At 52.6% G+C, this 15,997-nt stretch carries 16 protein-coding genes; 6 read left to right on the forward strand and 10 right to left on the reverse strand.

The genetic code is table 11. The features are described 5' to 3' along the window. Window positions 1-787: 787 nt before the first annotated feature. The 4 genes from HZU75_RS13625 to guaB all read right to left on the reverse strand — a co-directional run bounded on the left by HZU75_RS13625 (window position 788) and on the right by guaB (window position 4,346). Window positions 788-1,339, reverse strand: coding sequence for a hypothetical protein (locus HZU75_RS13625; RefSeq protein ID WP_180306559.1), 552 nt, complete (start codon window positions 1,337-1,339; stop codon window positions 788-790). Window positions 1,340-1,361: 22 nt separating this feature from the next. Continuing rightward, the gene (locus HZU75_RS13630) at window positions 1,362-2,180 is read right to left on the reverse strand and encodes a DUF2145 domain-containing protein (RefSeq protein ID WP_180306560.1); all 819 of its coding nucleotides are present in this window, start codon (window positions 2,178-2,180) and stop codon (window positions 1,362-1,364) included. Window positions 2,181-2,189: 9 nt separating this feature from the next. Next, entirely contained in the window at window positions 2,190-2,633 is a 444-nt protein-coding gene (locus tag HZU75_RS13635) for a hypothetical protein (RefSeq protein WP_180306561.1), read from the reverse strand. 246 nt (window positions 2,634-2,879) lie between these two features. Then, window positions 2,880-4,346, reverse strand: a complete 1,467-nt coding sequence (gene guaB / locus HZU75_RS13640; RefSeq protein WP_180306562.1) for an IMP dehydrogenase — start codon at window positions 4,344-4,346, stop codon at window positions 2,880-2,882. A 191-nt stretch (window positions 4,347-4,537) separates the two neighbouring features. On the opposite strand from guaB, the gene HZU75_RS13645 reads away from it, so the two are divergent. The 6 genes from HZU75_RS13645 (at window position 4,538) to HZU75_RS13670 (ending at window position 9,299) form a co-directional block, all read left to right on the forward strand. Then, window positions 4,538-5,701: a patatin-like phospholipase family protein gene (locus tag HZU75_RS13645; protein WP_180306563.1), complete on the forward strand. Its 1,164-nt coding sequence runs from the start codon at window positions 4,538-4,540 to the stop codon at window positions 5,699-5,701. A gap of 40 nt (window positions 5,702-5,741) precedes the next feature. Next, on the forward strand, window positions 5,742-6,263 hold the full coding sequence (locus tag HZU75_RS13650) for a disulfide bond formation protein B (protein ID WP_180306564.1): 522 nt from the start codon (window positions 5,742-5,744) through the stop codon (window positions 6,261-6,263). Beyond that, window positions 6,260-7,195 carry a hydrogen peroxide-inducible genes activator gene (locus tag HZU75_RS13655; protein WP_180306565.1) on the forward strand — a complete coding sequence of 312 codons (936 nt, stop codon included), beginning with the start codon at window positions 6,260-6,262 and terminating at the stop codon, window positions 7,193-7,195. The genes HZU75_RS13650 and HZU75_RS13655 overlap by 4 nt, the downstream gene beginning before the upstream one ends. A 129-nt stretch (window positions 7,196-7,324) precedes the next feature. Beyond that, window positions 7,325-7,810: a rubrerythrin family protein gene (locus tag HZU75_RS13660; RefSeq protein WP_180306566.1), complete on the forward strand. Its 486-nt coding sequence runs from the start codon at window positions 7,325-7,327 to the stop codon at window positions 7,808-7,810. Window positions 7,811-7,892: 82 nt separating this feature from the next. After that, window positions 7,893-8,057, forward strand: a complete 165-nt coding sequence (locus tag HZU75_RS13665) for a rubredoxin (protein WP_180306567.1) — start codon at window positions 7,893-7,895, stop codon at window positions 8,055-8,057. Between the two features lie 78 nt (window positions 8,058-8,135). Beyond that, window positions 8,136-9,299, forward strand: a complete 1,164-nt coding sequence (locus tag HZU75_RS13670; RefSeq protein WP_180306568.1) for an NAD(P)/FAD-dependent oxidoreductase — start codon at window positions 8,136-8,138, stop codon at window positions 9,297-9,299. A gap of 13 nt (window positions 9,300-9,312) precedes the next feature. Here HZU75_RS13670 and HZU75_RS13675 read toward each other — a convergent pair whose 3' ends face one another. The 6 genes from HZU75_RS13675 to HZU75_RS13700 form a co-directional block, all read right to left on the reverse strand. After that, a complete protein-coding gene (locus HZU75_RS13675) occupies window positions 9,313-10,113 on the reverse strand; it encodes an AraC family transcriptional regulator (RefSeq protein WP_180306569.1) in 801 nt (266 codons plus the stop codon). A 104-nt stretch (window positions 10,114-10,217) separates the two neighbouring features. Continuing rightward, on the reverse strand, window positions 10,218-10,751 hold the full coding sequence (locus HZU75_RS13680; RefSeq protein WP_180306570.1) for a YbhB/YbcL family Raf kinase inhibitor-like protein: 534 nt from the start codon (window positions 10,749-10,751) through the stop codon (window positions 10,218-10,220). 178 nt (window positions 10,752-10,929) lie between these two features. Beyond that, complete coding sequence (locus HZU75_RS13685) at window positions 10,930-12,174, reverse strand: ABC transporter substrate-binding protein (RefSeq protein WP_180306571.1); 1,245 nt, start codon at window positions 12,172-12,174, stop codon at window positions 10,930-10,932. A gap of 209 nt (window positions 12,175-12,383) precedes the next feature. Next, on the reverse strand, window positions 12,384-13,577 hold the full coding sequence (locus HZU75_RS13690; protein WP_180306572.1) for an AGE family epimerase/isomerase: 1,194 nt from the start codon (window positions 13,575-13,577) through the stop codon (window positions 12,384-12,386). Then, window positions 13,564-14,565 (reverse strand): LacI family DNA-binding transcriptional regulator, encoded by a 1,002-nt coding sequence (locus HZU75_RS13695; protein ID WP_180306573.1) that lies wholly within the window; start codon window positions 14,563-14,565, stop codon window positions 13,564-13,566. Before HZU75_RS13695 ends, HZU75_RS13690 begins: the two co-directional genes overlap by 14 nt. Beyond that, window positions 14,562-15,992 (reverse strand): glycoside hydrolase family 125 protein, encoded by a 1,431-nt coding sequence (locus tag HZU75_RS13700; protein ID WP_180306574.1) that lies wholly within the window; start codon window positions 15,990-15,992, stop codon window positions 14,562-14,564. The genes HZU75_RS13695 and HZU75_RS13700 overlap by 4 nt, the downstream gene beginning before the upstream one ends. Window positions 15,993-15,997: the final 5 nt, after the last annotated feature.

The following is a 15,997-nucleotide window of genomic DNA, read 5'->3' on the forward strand; positions in this document are numbered from 1 at the left end:
ACCCGCACTGAGTAATAGTTGATTAAGCACTGATTTGATTTCAGGAAAGCTTACCACAAAGCCATGTTGGGTGGTTCGTGACCCGCAGCTTAGCTGTCTTGGATTTATCGCCATATTGGTGGGTTACGCCTGTGGCTAACCCGCCCTACATTTTGTGTGGTTTTTTGCGCCGTTGGCGCGATGTTTTCAATGCGCGTTCCGCCACGCAGACGGGCAGGGGTATTTGCTTCTGCAAATACCCCTGCACCCCAAAGCAGCCCCCGGCATCTTCGCGGGCTACGCCCGTTCCCTCGACTGCGGACAATCGGCAAGGCGGCGGGCTTTAACAAAACAGAGCCCGCCGAATTCCCTTGCCGCTTGTTCCTCGCTCGGCGCTGATGCAGGGGATCCCATGCGCCCAACGATTTTTGCCTATACATGCCTAGGTGTTGCTCTGTAGATTAATTTATATATGGTCTTTGGCTATATACCCATGCTTGTTCTATTCGCTCTCTGTGGGCTAGGGCTTGAAATCCCCTGTCGCCCATCGCCGAGGGAGTGGAGTGAGACAAATGGCCTTATCGTTTGGCTCGCGACCGACTGAGGGAAGCCCGGAGGGCCGCAGGCGGGGGGGCTCCTTTGGGGTGTTGGGGGCTTTGGAGAAGCAAAGCCCTCAACCTGCCTGCGCGGCGGAACGCGCATCAAATGTCACGGCGTAGCCGCATAAAACCTGACTTGTTTGTCTGGCGCTCGAACGCTGGTTCACCGCCTGCGCTAACAGGCCTTGTAAATATATAAGCTTCGCTGCTTAAAACAGCGAATGCTTCAATTTCCCCATTTTCAATACTGCCGAGCGGGCTTTATTCCCGCTTAAATTAATCTCGGCCGCGCCAAGTTGAAAATCCTCACCTTCCTGATTGCCGGAAAAGTGATCAACGATTTTTTTCGCGCCCTTAAATACCATTAGCTCAATGCCGCTGGCTTGGCCGCCGTTGATGCCGACATAGTAGCTAAATTCGCCCCGATAAATGCCAACCACGTCCATGCCTGTGTGTGGGCTGGTGCTGAAATTGGCGATGGTAAAAGGCTCTTTGCTCGTGGCGTCGATGTTCATTTCTACTTGACCAGGGAGGCCGTAGCGGTAACTGACTCGGCCAAATGGCTCGCGCGGCTGGTCGGCGCATAGCGAGAGCAATTTGCCTTGCCGGGTGTTTTTGTAGCCGGATTCGGTGGCAACGGTTTTTCCCATCCATGCGTTAACAATTGCATACTCATTGCCTGTGCAGTGGGTGGGGATTTCAGCCCAAGTATTTAGGCTGATGCCCGTGCCAAGCGCGCAGATTAGTAAGGTGAGTTTCATTGCCACTGTGCTCCTTATTGGCTCAATTCAGCTTAGGCAAGGGTTTGGCATCGACTGGATAATACCGCGCCCCAGGGTTATTTTGCGTAATAAAGTTGACGATGGAGTCGACGGTAATCGTCTTGATTTTGCCTGCCATGCGCTGATCGGTGGGGTGATCGTCAAAGGCAATATTGGCGCGGAACATGCGGCCACCCAAGCGTTTGAAGGTGTTGATTTTGAGTTCGGTGCCGTCAAAACCCGCCAGTTTGAGCCATTGTTGTGCTTGTTCGCGGTTGCGCAATTCAATGTCTTTGCTCATGGCTCGCGCGAGCGTTTCTAGCGCCCACTGGTTCGAGTTTTGGTGTAGCGTTGAAAACGGGTAGGCGACCATATTGTAGGAGCTGCCGTGCATTTGTTCGAGCTGACTGCGATTTTGTAGCAACGTATACAGCCGCTCTTGCACTGCGCTCGACGGCACGATAATCAGCGAATCGTAGGTAAATGGGTCATCCATAAAGAAATTGGCTAAGCCTTCGCGCCACAAGTCAGAGTTGGCGGTACCACATTCATTCAGTAAATGCACCACCCGCCATTGCTGATTTTGGCTCGGGTCTTGCCACACGTAGCCTAGGTGCGAATAACGTAGTTTGTATTCCGATAAGTCTTGCCCTACGCGTGCGATCAGCGCGACTTTGGGTTTGATGGTGTCTAGCTGCTGCATATTGGCATAACCCGCCGCCATGGCTTTGCGAAACACTTCAGGATCGGGCGCTTTGTCTTCGCAAGTGCGGCCAGCCCAAGCGCTGCTGCTGGCAATTAACGCTAGCGCTAGGCAGAAGCTACGTGTGATTTGACGCATTGTTACTCCTTATTTGGCACTTAATTTGCTCTGGCCGAGTAATGCATTACCAATTTCATTGGGGATAAACGCGACCAATTTACCTGAGGCTATTAGTGCGTAGCCGGTCGTTTCCGAGATAGCCTTGATCGAGCTACCGATTGCCAGTCCCAATTCTTGCGCTGCCTTGCCGCTTAGTTTGATCATGTAGCGGCTGCCGTCGCTGGCTTTTTCTACGGTAAAGACGATAGCTTCTGTGGTGACTGTGCTCACGCCAACGACTGTGAGTGCGCTGCCAGCGCCGAGTGCGCCTGATGCTTCGATTGGTTTGCCTTCTAACGAGAGCAGCGGAGATAGCATAATTGACGCGAGGCCACTTTGGAGAATTTCTGAGCCTTCATTGCGGGCAAATGCAGGGGTGAGGCTACTGGCTGCGATAGCAGAGGCAAGTAGTAGTGCAGACAATTTGCGCATGGATTTCTCCGTGTCAGTTGATGGTGGGTAAGTTGTCAGCTTTGGCGTACTATGCCGCAGTATTTTTGTCAGTGCAAACGCTTGTTGACGAGTTTATTACTAATCCGTGTGGCTTTTTAGTTGCGGGGTGAAAGATTTTAACGTGGGGTATATGCTGCTAGAGTCTATTTAATCAGGCTTTGATGGCGATACCGGCAATAAAAAAACCGCCTCGAAAGGCGGTTTTTGGCGAAGCGATCAAGACGATTAGTCCTGATGATAGTTCGGCGCTTCTTTGGTGATTTGTACGTCGTGAACGTGCGATTCACGGATACCGGCGGCAGTGATTTGGACGAATTCCGCTTTGGCGTGAACATCGTCAATCGTAGCGCAACCGAGGTAACCCATTGATGAGCGCAGGCCGCCCACCAATTGGTGGATCACCGCAGTCAATGGGCCTTTGTACGGTACGCGGCCTTCGATACCTTCCGGTACCAATTTATCCGCGTCAGCGGTTTTATCTTGGAAGTAACGGTCGGATGAGCCGTTTGCACCTGCCATCGCACCCAGCGAGCCCATGCCGCGGTAGCTCTTGTATGAGCGACCTTGGTACAGCTCAACTTCACCCGGTGCTTCTTCCGTACCACCGAACAAGCCGCCAAGCATTACCATGTGCGCACCCGCAGCGATGGCTTTAGCGATATCACCTGAGAAGCGGATACCACCGTCAGCGATCAATGGCACGCCAGTGCCAGCCAGTGCATCAGCTACATTGGCCACCGCAGAAATTTGCGGTACGCCTACGCCAGCAACGATACGGGTAGTACAAATCGAGCCTGGGCCAATACCCACTTTAACGGCATCTGCGCCAGCTTCAACCAGCGCCAATGCGGCAGCGGCTGTGGCGATATTGCCACCAATCACCTGAACTTGCGGGAAGTTGGTTTTAACCCATTTCACACGATCAAGCACGCCTTGGCTGTGACCGTGGGCGGTGTCAACTACGATCACGTCAACGCCAGCTTCTACCAGTAATTTGACGCGCTCATCGGTACCAGCGCCTACGCCAACCGCAGCGCCAACGCGCAAGCGACCTTGCTCGTCTTTCGCCGCCAGTGGGTGTTCGCTGGTTTTGATAATGTCTTTAACAGTAATCAGGCCTTTGAGCTTGAAGGCGTCATCCACCACCAATACGCGCTCAAGGCGGTGTTCGTGCATCAGCGTGCGAGCGTCTTCGATACTGGTGCCTTCTTTCACGGTCACCAATTTATCTTTTGGTGTCATGATCGAAGAAACAGGCACATCCAGACGCGTTTCAAAGCGCAGGTCACGGTTGGTAACGATACCGACTACGCTATCGTTTTCTACCACTGGCAGACCGGAAATTTTGTGCTGGCGAGTCAGCGCGATGACATCACGCACCAACATGCTTGGCGCGACGGTAACTGGGTCTTTCACAATGCCGGATTCGTAGCGTTTTACTTTGGCTACTTCCTGAGCTTGGCGCTCGCCGGTCATGTTTTTGTGAATGATACCGATGCCGCCTTCTTGCGCCATGGCAATGGCCAAGCGCGCTTCAGTTACGGTATCCATCGCTGCAGATACAAGGGGGAGGTTCAGGCGGATACCGCGCGTGAACTGGGTTGCCAACGAGACATCGCGTGGCATCACGTTTGAATGGGCTGGGACGAGCAAAACGTCGTCGAACGTGAGGGCTTTTTGCACAATGCGCATGAGCTAAATCCTTTTCGCCAAAAAAGCATTATACCGAAATGCAAGTTTTTCGACTATGGGCTTGTAATATGACAAAAGATGTTTTGTGTATCGAATTGTCAATGCTGCGTTGCATGATTGATGAATCGAGTATAGCCAGCTAGCTTGAAAGTAATAAACCCACTGTCCCTGAGGTGGGCTGGGGAGCCAGCATGAAAAGAGCCTTTAATGCAGCACCCGATACGGCGTTGATTTTATCCGGTGGCGGCGCCCGGGCGGCGTATCAAGTAGGGGTCTTGCTGGCGATCGCCAAACTATTACCTCAGCATGCGCCCAATCCTTTTCCTATTATTTGTGGTACTTCGGCGGGGGCAATTAATGCTGCCGGTTTGGCGATGGGGGCAGGGCAGTTTCGCCATGCAGTGTTTTCGCTGGCGCGGATGTGGCAAAACCTGCAACCGGAATACATTTACCACGGCTCACTGCGCTGCCTATTAAAAACGGGGGCTCATTGGCTTGGAGCTTTGTTGCTGGGTGGTTTGGGTAAGCATAATCCGCGCTCATTTTTGGATAATTCACCCCTGCGTGATTTTTTGTTGCGCACCGTCGATTTTACGCAAATCCAGCGCAATATTGATTCAGGCGCTTTGCGTGCAGTTTCCATTTCTGCGCTGGGTTATAGCTCTGGGCAATCCGTGGCGTTTTTTCAGGGGGCGCCGGAGGTGGAGGCTTGGCAACGCGCTTCACGCATTGGGGTACGCACCGAGCTCAACATCTCGCACCTAATGGCTTCCAGCGCGATACCCCTGGTTTTTCCCGCAGAGCATATTCATCGTGAATATTTTGGTGATGGCTCGGTGCGGCAAATTGCCCCGCTGAGCCCTGCGATTCACATGGGAGCCAGACGAGTGCTCGTAATCGGGGTGGCACCACAAGCACCGGAAAACCCGGCTCGTCAGCATGGCAGCGCCTACCCAACTCTCGCGCAAGTGAGCGGCCAGTTGATGAATAGTATTTTTCTGGATTCGCTAGAAACCGATCTGGAGCGTATTACGCGGATCAATCGCACCATTGCCTGTATTGCACCGGAAGTGCGCGAACAAGCCCAGCTTAATTTGCGGCCCGTCGAAGTGCTGACCATTGCACCATCACAAGCACTGGAAAAACTGACCTTACCATTTCGCCGTGAGTTTTCACTGGGTATGCGATTTTTTCTGGGTGGTTTGGGCGCATTTCGCCGGCAAGGCTCGGTGCTGGCGAGCTATTTACTTTTTTGTGGCCCGTATTCGCGCAAATTGATTGCTTTGGGCTATCACGACGCAATGCAGAAAGAGCAACAATTACGTGATTTTCTAGCTGCGAACGACTCTAAATAAGCGTTAGAATAGTTCTTTTCTATTTGCGCGGAGATCCGGCATGAATTTACTACGCTGGCGACTCGGGTTTGGCGTGCTGTTTGTAGCGTGTGCCGGCATGATTGGTTTTGCGCTGTACCACCAATTTTATCAGTGGTTGATGCCTTGCTTGATGTGCGTGTATGAGCGTATCGCCATCATCGGTTTTGGCCTGTTTGCCCTGCTGGCAGTGGTGCGGCCCGCACGCACTCGAACTGGGGTGTATGTCTATGGTGCTTTGCTCACGGCTTGGGCGGGCTTTGGCGCCATTACCGGCCTGCGCCATGTTTGGATGCAATATGGCCCGAAAGACCCTACAGTGAGTTGCGCTTCTAGCCTGCCGTTCCCGATTGACTTAAACGCCTTACCGAGCTGGATTGCTGCGGTGATTCGCCCAGTGGGGGATTGTGCAAATATTGATTTTCTCTTGCTCGGCATTACGATGCCGATCTGGATTGTGGTGGCCAGCCTCGGTTTGATCGCGATGACATGGTATTTGCTGCGCCTTCAGTTGTCTGAAATTCGTAGGAATCAATGGCGATGACCCTGACCGAATTACGCTATATCGTTGCCGTGGCGCGCGAGCGCCACTTTGGCCGTGCCGCTAATAGCTGTTTTGTATCACAACCGACCTTGTCGGTGGCGGTCAAAAAACTCGAAGATGAGCTGGGCGTCACGCTGTTTGAGCGCTCGTCCGGTGATGTCACACTGACGGCCAATGGTGAGCGCATTGTCGAACAAGCTCAACGAGTGCTAGAAGAAGTTTCAGTGGTGAAGCAATTAGCCGAGCAGGGCAAAGATCCGCTGGCTGGTAGTTTGCGCTTAGGGGTGATTTACACCATTAGCCCTTATCTATTGCCGCACCTAATTCCGCGCTTGCGCGAGCGTGCGCCGCAAATGCAATTGCTGCTGGAAGAAAACTACACCGCGCGTTTGGCCGAAATGCTCAAGCAAGGTGAGATTGATGTGGCAATTGTTGCGGAGCCATTTCACGAGGGTGGTATTGCCACGCAAGCTATTTATGAAGAAGGGTTTGTGGTTGCTACCCCTAGGGGGCATGCTTGGGAAGCATTTGCTGAAATTTCCGCCGAGCAATTGGCAGAAGAAAATGTACTGCTGCTCTCGCCAGGCAATTGCTTTCTCGACCAGGTATTGCAAACCTGCCCAGATTTGAATCGTGAAAGTATTGGTAGTGGTGGCTTGCAGCGCACGCTGCAAGGCTCATCGTTGACCACGATTCGCCACATGGTGGCCGGTGGCATTGGGGTAACGGTACTGCCTGCTACCTCGGTGAGTGCCGCTGATGATGCTTTGCTCAGTATTCGCCCATTTGCCGAGCCTGCGCCGACGCGGCGTGTCGTGATGGCTTGGCGACGTAATTTCCCACGCATTGCGGCGATTGCTGCTTTACGCGCGGCGATATTGCAATCCAATATGCCCAAGGTGACTTGGCTGCAAGATGCCGAGATTGTTTGATAGTAAAAATCTACCGTATGTATGTAAACAATTAACTGGATCTATTTAATGTGATGCCATAAGATTTGCTCATCGACACCAGTGCTGTGGCGCTAGCCCTTAAAGCACTGATTTAACAGGAGCTAAATTATGGCATCACCATTTCATCAAGCTGGATCAGTTACTATCCAAAACCTGGAAGCCGCGTTCGCTGGCGAATCCATGGCACATATCAAATACCGCTATTTCGCCAAGCTCTGTCGTGAGATGGGCGATATTGCGACCGCAGAAGCCTTTGAAGCCACCGTCGATCAAGAAGTCATGCACGCGTTTGGACACCTTGATCTCTTATTCCCTAAAGACAAAATGACCCCGGCCAAAGCGTTGCAATTTGCAATCGAAGGCGAAACCTACGAATACACCGAGATGTACCCCAGCTTTCGCCATGCTGCGCTAGAAGAAGGGCGTCACGATGCGGTGGCCGAGATTGATGAACAAATTGTTGAATCGAAAGAGCACGCCGAAATGTTCAAAGCTGTCTTGGAAAAAGCCGCTAAACGCTTTGCTGCACTCGCCAAAGTCGAAGAGCGCCACGCCAATCATTATCAGGCTGCGCTCGATAAATTGGCGGGCTAAGCGGCAAATTGCGGCATAGCCTAGCGTGCCTCAATGAGCGGTTTGAATAATTCAACAATATTTAATCTTTAGGAGTAATCCAATGAAAACATGGCAATGTATTGTGTGCGGTTTTATTTACGACGAAGCAGCAGGTTTGCCCGAAGAGGGCATCGCACCCGGCACGGCCTGGGCCGATATTCCCGAAGATTGGGCTTGCCCAGACTGTGGTGTCGCTAAGGCCGATTTCGAGATGATTGAAATCTAATTGCAGATATTGAATAAAGCGCGACCCGGCTCGCTGCATGCAGTGTGGCCGGTTCATGGCATTGATTAAGGAGTTTTCATGACTGCCCCCATCATCATTATCGGTAGCGGTTTGGCCGCCTACAGCTTGGCACGCGAATTACGCAAGCTGGATACCACGACGCCGTTAACGGTGATCTCGCGGGATCATGCCGGGTTTTATTCCAAGCCGATGTTGTCCAATGCGCTGGCCAATAAAAAATCAGCGGCTCAGTTATTGATGAAATCGGCCGAGACTATGGCGGCAGAACTGGATGCGACTATTTTTCCGCATACTCAGGTGCGCAGTATTGATCCGGCGCTAAAAGAAATTCATTTGTGCGATGACACTATTTTGGCTTACCGAGACTTAGTGTTGGCGCTGGGGGCCGATCCAATTCGCTTGCCGCTGGCGGGTAATGCTGCCGATCAGGTATTGAGTGTCAACGATCTGGACGATTTTGTGCGCTTTAGCCAAGCCTTGCATGGCGCCAAGACGGTGGCTATTTTGGGCGCGGGTTTAATTGGCTGTGAATTTGCTAATGATTTATTGGCGTTGGGAATGAAGCCGATCGTGTTAGACCCCGCACATTGGCCCTTAGCCCGTCTGTTACCTGCTGAGGCTGGAAAACACTACGCACAGCGGCTGAGTGCCGCAGGCGTGGAGTTCAGATTTGGTGTGGCAGCGCAGTCTGTCGATAAACATAAGCATGCTTATCAATTGACCTTGAGTGATGGTGCGATGATGTGTGCTGACGTGGTTTTATCTGCAGTGGGCTTGCGGTCGCGGACCCAATTGGCGCAAGCAGCGGGTTTACAGGTGAATCGGGGCGTGGTGGTTGATCGGCAATTGCAAAGCTCGCAGGTACACATCTATGCCTTAGGCGATTGCGCCGAGGTCGCTGGCTTAAGCCTGCCATTTGTGATGCCGATTATGCAGCAGGCTAGGGCATTGGCTGCAACCTTAGCTGGTACAAGCACTAGCGTGAAATACCCTCCTATGCCTGTTGTGGTGAAAACTCCGGCGTGCCCCGCTGTGCTTGCACCACCCGCGATGGGGGCGCAAGGGGAATGGCAGATAGATGAGGATGCGCAGGGGATGAGCGCACGCTTTGTTGATGCCGCTGGGGCGGTGCTGGGTTTTGGCCTATTAGGAGCTGCAGTGAGCCAAAAGCAGAGCTTAAGCCAGCAACTGCCTGCGGATCAGTTCGCCAACCCAAGCTGATAGCCACGACTGACTAGTTGATTGTGGCGCGCAATTGCAGCGGTTTTATGCCAAATTGCAATTGAAAACGAGCGCTAAATCGTGAGGCCGATTGATATCCACACTGCTGGGCAATCTGGCCGATCGCGTGTTTGGAGGTTTGGATCAGCCCAAGCCCGATATTGAGTCTGATGCGTTCCAAGATTTCACGGAATGATTGGCCTTCCTGTTGTAACTGCCGCCGCAAGGTGGATGCGCCTAGATTGAGCTGTTTGGCCATCAGCTCTACCGTCCATTCTCGCGCTGGCTCCAGCATAATCAGCATCTGCACACGCTGCGCCACCGTATCATCACGATGGCTCAGCAGTGCTGTCGCAAAGCCAGATAAGGTGAGCGCCAGCAATAAGCCAGCAGCGCGATGCTCGATTAGTTCCACGGGCTCATTGTTGGCAATCGCATTAAATAGCTCATCCCAGAGCAGGGCCATGGTCGCGGATAATTTCTCGCACAGCCGGGGCGCTTGCTGTAGCGCTGTCTGCACCGCAGCAGGATGGTTTTGACGAAATTGCTCGATCAGGCCTGGTGCAATAGTCAACACCTCACAGGCGTAGCCATGAACATCAGGCTGATTGGTCAGCGTCAGTTGCAGGCCTGCGGGGGCGATCAAAATATCGCCAGCGCGGGCGATATAGGTTTGTTCATTAAGCCAGATATGTTTTTCACCATGCCGAATTCGCATCAAGGTGGGCTGCAAGCAGCTGACTTGGCGGAGTTGCTGAGTGGATTTGGCGTAAATCATACTTTGCTGAATTTGGCGAATTTGTATCTGGCTCATGTAGATAGACCAATAAGTCAAGCAGGCATCATCATACGGCTGCTAAAGTGGCTCGGGTAGCTGCTTGCCGTCAAGTTAGGTGCCTGACGGCAACAAGTCACTGCTTATTTTGCGCGTTGGTAAGTGGCAATCAGCTCGGCTTTACCCAATGCATGCTGATTGAGCATATAGCCAACTAGCGCGCCGCTGGCATTGGCATCGAGTGGCAGTTGTGGCACGTCCAGTGCCCAGACCGTATGAATATAACGGTGCGCCTTATCGCCAACGGGTGGGCATGCGCCACCGTAAGCTGCGGTACCAAAGTCTGTTCGTCCTTGTTGTGCACCCTGCGGCACCGTACCGGCGGCAATTGACGTGATTTGCGCTGGGATATTTACCACTGTCCAGTGCCACCAGCCGCTGCCTGTTGGCGCGTCAGGGTCGTACACCGTAATGGCAAAGCTTTTCGTCCCTGCCGGTGCATTTTGCCACTGCAATTGCGGAGATTGATTACCACCATTGCAGCCAAAACCAGCAAATTCTTGGCGCTGATTCATGGGCTGATTGGCGATGAGGTCAGTGCTTGTGAGTTTGAAGTCGGCTGCTACCGCGCTAAAGCTGCACAATAAGCTGATGAGTAAAGGTGCGATTTGTTTCATGGCTGGTTCTCCTAAGTGAGCCGTCATCATACAAAGTGCTTGATTAGCTGTTTGTGCCGGAACGCTCTATTTTTAGCCTCAAACGCTCAATATGCATTCTTTATTGTTGCTAAGAAAGCGTTGTAGGTGAAATGACAAAAGCGGGCATGACGCCCGCTTTTGCTCGTAACCCAAATACTTATTTTTTCGCTAACCGTTTATTCCAAGCTGCAACGGCTTCATCAAGCGCTTGTTTGACTGGAATGCGGCCTTGAATTGCGGCATCAATTTTATCGTTCATCAATTTATGCATCATGGCTTCATCGGGCACATCACGGATCATGAAGTGGCGTGATTTATCAATGGTGAGTGCGCCCATTTTGAATGCAACTTTGCCTAAATCATTCGGATCGTTCATCACCGGATCATTGGCCAGTGTTGCATTGGCTTTCTTAGTGGATGCATAGGTGTTAGACGCTTTCGAGAACTCAAGCTGTACCGCATCGCTGGTGATGTATTGCGCCGCCTTGGCTACCGCAGCCATATTTTTCTGGCCTTTCGGTACCACATACATTGTGCTCCAGCCGCCAAATGAAGCGGTTTTAGCATCATTGAGCGGGAAGCTGGTTACGCCAGCGGCAGCATAGGCGCGTGGGTTGGCATCTTTAATCTTGATAACCGCATGGCCACCTTCAGCAAACATCCCGATACTATTATTGGCAAAACCAGCAATTTGTTTATCAAAGGTCAGGCTGGTGTCTTTGACAATAATGCCTGCTTTATAAGCATCGGCAAATTTTTGCACTAAAGCGATATGAGCTGGGCTATTAAATACTGCTTTATTGTCTTTGACTAATGGTAATCCTTGGAATAAAAACCAGGTTTGAAAACCGTCTTGCAATTTAGGTGCCCAACCCGGTTTGCCTGTTTTATCTTTTATTTTTTTCGCCGCAATAAATACATCATCAACGGTATTAAATTCTGGCTTTACCCCTGCCTTAGCCAGCATGTCTTTGTTGTAAACCATTACTGCGGTGACTTGATAAGAAGGGAAACCATAAATCTCACCATTTTTGCTGGCGTTTTGGATTGCGGCATCAGTATATTGATTTTTAAATGGTGCAATTTCTTTTGTGACTGGGGTAAGTAGTTTAGGAGCCATTTCGTTCATCCATTCGGCTGGCACCATTACCAAGCCAGGTACTTTGCCCTCTGCGACCGCGGCAACGATCGCAGGTTTCATGCCGCCCCACGTGAGATCTTTGTGAACTAATTCAATTTCTTTTTGTGATGCATTAAAATCATTGACTATTTTCTGATGGTAAGCATCATAAGTGCCACCTAATGCATGCGACCAAAACTCAACCTGAACTGCGGCTGTGGCTGAAATACTACTGCCAGCAAATAAACTTGCACAGATAAAACTAATTGGTTTGATTTTCATGATTTGACTCCACTTTGTGTTTTGATTTAGAAATGGTGTGGGTAAATCATGAACTTTAATTAATAATTTGTTAAGTATTAAATGCTGGCTTGTAAATATTTACTTTATGTTTTTGTCATGTGTTTTTTAATTGAATTTTAAAAAAATTATTAGGGCATAATGGCATCGATTTGGCGCCAGTATGCCCTGATTCATTAAAATCAAATAATTCATTGATCCAGTACATTGAGCACTTCGTAGCAAGCGCCCATCGTGTGGTAATCCACTTTGCCCGCTGGGCTTTTCTCATTACTGTATTTGCGATTGTCAGCAGTTAAGATCCGCCACCACCCTCCGTGCTGATGATCAACAAAATGTTGCCAGCTATACGCCCACAGCCGTTGATAATCATCCCAATAAGTCGGCTGGCCGGTGCGCTGCGCGAGTAGGGCGGCGGCGGCGAGGCTTTCGGCTTGCACCCAGAAATATTTATCGCTATCGCAAATACTAAAGTCGGGCGCAAAGCCGTAATACAAGCCGCCGTGTTCGGTATCCCATGCGCGCTGCATCGCGGTGGTAAACAGTGCTTCAGCCCGCGGCAGCAGCCAAGGCAAGGGGCGATGGCGCTCCAGAATTAGCAGTAATTTTGCCCATTCGGTCAGATGACCCGGCTGAAAACCCCAAGGGCGGAAAATATTGGTTTTATCATCGCGGTTGTAATCCCAATCCACTGACCAATCGGCGTGGTAATGCTCCCAGATCAGGCCGCCAGCTAAAGCCGCTTGGCGGTTGCAAATATGCTCGGCCAGTAGTTCGGCACGATCTAGGTATTTCATCTCGCCCGTCGCTTCAAATGCCGCCAACATTGCTTCGCAGGCGTGCATATTGGCGTTTTGCCCGCGATAGGGTTTTAGGCTCCAATCTGCGCTAGCCTCGTCGGCATACAGGCCAAACTCGGGCTGCCAGAAGCGTGTTTCCATGACTTGCCAGGTTTCTTCTAGCCAATCGCTCGCCTCACTCACCCCAGCCATGAGGCCGTGCGCATAAGCGAGCAAGACAAAAGCGAGGCCGTAGCAGTGATTGGTGTCGTCGTCGATCTGCGCTTGGCCGTTTTGCCATTGCAATTGCCATGCGTAGCCGCCGGTGTGCGGATTGCGATGCGCTGTGCGCAAAAAGTCCAAACCATGCTTAGCTGCCGCCAGATATTCCATATTGCCAAATTGCCGATAGGCCATTGCATAGTTAAAAACAAAGCGGGTGCTGCTGACCAAATGGCGGGTGCTGGCGTCATACACCGTGCCGTTGTCGCGATAGAAGTGATAACAACCGCCGCTCGCGTCGATGGCGCGCGGGTGGTAAAAGCCCAGCGTATGACGGATATGATCGAGCAGGGTGGTGGGCTGTTTGAAATCAGGCAAGTGCATGGCTAGCTCCTTCTGTGGCGGTGCTGTGGCGCAAAATCAGATCAATAGGGTGCAGCTCATCGCGAACAGTTTGATGGCTGGCGTGCTGTAGCAATTGCGTAATACCAGCGCTACCCAGCGCGGCTTTATCGACGGCAATCGTTGAGAGCTGCAATGCGTCGGCGGCGGCAATATCGTCAAACCCGGCGACCGCGATCTGCTGCGGCACAGCCACGCCACGCGCGCGCAGTTGCGCCAGTATCTCCAGTGCGCACAAGTCGTTGTAGGCGACAATCGCATCGGGCGGCGTTGCTAACTTCAATAATTCATCCAGCGCCTGTTCAACCCCGGCCTGTAAGCTCAGCCCAGCAGGGATCAGCACTTCTAACGCGGGGTCGGCCAAACGCTGCGCGGCAAACAGCGCCATGCGATAGCCGCGTTCGCGCAGCCGAATCGAGTGATGCGCGAGCGAACCCGACACAAAGGCGATACGCTGGCGGCCGCTCGCGATTAAATGTACGGTCATCGCCTGCGCACCGGCCTGATTGTCTGGGTTGATGCTGGGCACAAACGGTGCCGCGGTATCGACCATGGTTAATGGTTTGCCCAGCGCCTGAATCGCCGCCAGTGTGGCAGGCTCGATATAACCGACGACCAAAATCGCATCAATCTCTTGCTGTAATACCTGTCGGCGTATTGAGCTGGAGGCATTGATACTAAAAGGCTTTAGCTCAATACCCTGTTGGGCGCAGACCATCTCTGCACCGCACCGCACTTCGGCGTAAAACGGCGCGGCTGCGGCGGTGGCGTGATCGGCATGCATTAAAAACAAAATCCGCTCAATCGGTTTGGCTTGCAGCCGGGCAATATCGTAGCCCAAGCTCTGCGCCAGCCCTAGCACCTGCTGGCGCGTTGCTTCTGACACGCCTGCCTGATGTTTCAGCGCCCGCGAGGCGGTGCCAACCGACACGCCAGCGGCTTGAGCCAATTCACGTAAACTAATGCTCATGCGGCCTCCTTCGCAGGCGTGGCCAGCAGCGTAGGGTGTTGTTGAGCGATGTTTAAAATCAGCTCGCCAAACAAGGTGTTCGCCCACGCAAACCAGCCGCGGGTAAAGTCGCTGGGCGCATCGGGGTGAAATGACTCATGCATCAGCGCCGTGCCGCCATCGCTGGCGCATAGCATCGCGAGACAGCGGCAAATTTCAGCAGCATCGGTGCTGGTCAGCGCTTGCATAATGATGCTCATTGGCCAGATGCGCGGCGCCAGCGTGTGCGGGCTACCGACTCCGGCGAATTGTTGATCGGCGCTGTGGAAAAACCACGGGTTGTCGCTAGATAAAATAAAGCGACGGGTATTGGCGTAGACCTCAGTATTGCTATGGCTTGTATCGAGATACGGTAGCGAAAGCAAGCTAGGTACATTGGCGTCATCCATCATCAGCGCATTGCCATAGCCATCCACCTCATACGACCAGATCGTGCCGTACTTGGGGTGCTGTACTTGCGCGTGTTGGTGCAAAGCTGTTTCTACTTCATCGGCCAGTGCGCGGCAGCGCTGCGCCAAGGTTGTACCATCGTCGTGCTCAGTAGCCGGAGCGGTCGGGAAATGAATGTCCAGTAAACTCGCCAGTTGGCGCAGGCTCACCACGGCAAACAGATTACTTGGCACCAAAAACGGCAAGATGCAGGCGTCGTCGGATGGGCGGAACATCGACGCAATCAGCCCCACCGGCTTGAGCGGATTACCCATGCCATTGCATGGCAAGGTATCGGATTGCCAGTGCGTGGTGCGGGTAAAGCGATACGGCCCGGCATCGTGTTTGCGTTGCTGCGCCTGCATCGTGCTGACCGCCAAGCGCATCGCTGCCAGCCAGTGGGCATCAAAAACGCTGGCGTCTTGCGTGGCCTGCCAATAGCCGTGCGCCAAGCGGATTGGGTAACACAGCGAATCGAGTTCCCATTTACGCTCATGCGCACCCGGCAACATCGTGGTGTGGTCACCCAGCCATTCGCCACTTTGATCAGCTTGTGCGCTGTCGATTTTGCTCACAGCCCTGGGGCGCGGAAAATCGTTGGGCCAGCTAAAAGCGTTGGCGTAGGGATCGAGCAAAATACAGCGCGCCTGCCGGCGGATCAGCCCTGCGATCAATTTAGCGAGCTCGGCATCTTGGCTGGCAAACGGCAGGTAGGGCCAGACTTGCGCGCTGCTATCACGCAGCCACAGCGCATTGATGTCGCCAGTAATCACCCACGTATCGGGCTGGCCTTGTTCGTCTTCACGGTAAAACACCGTGGTGTCGAGCGTATTGGGGTAGCAATTAAGCCACAGCTGGCGCAGCGCGGGATCGCTAATCTGCGCCGCAATCTGGCGCAGTGTGGCCTCGATGATGGGCGAGCTAAATTGCGCTCGGGCAGGGCGTTGATTGAGACTCATGCGAT

This window comes from Chitinibacter fontanus, from assembly GCF_013423785.1.
GTDB lineage: Bacteria > Pseudomonadota > Gammaproteobacteria > Burkholderiales > Chitinibacteraceae > Chitinibacter > Chitinibacter fontanus.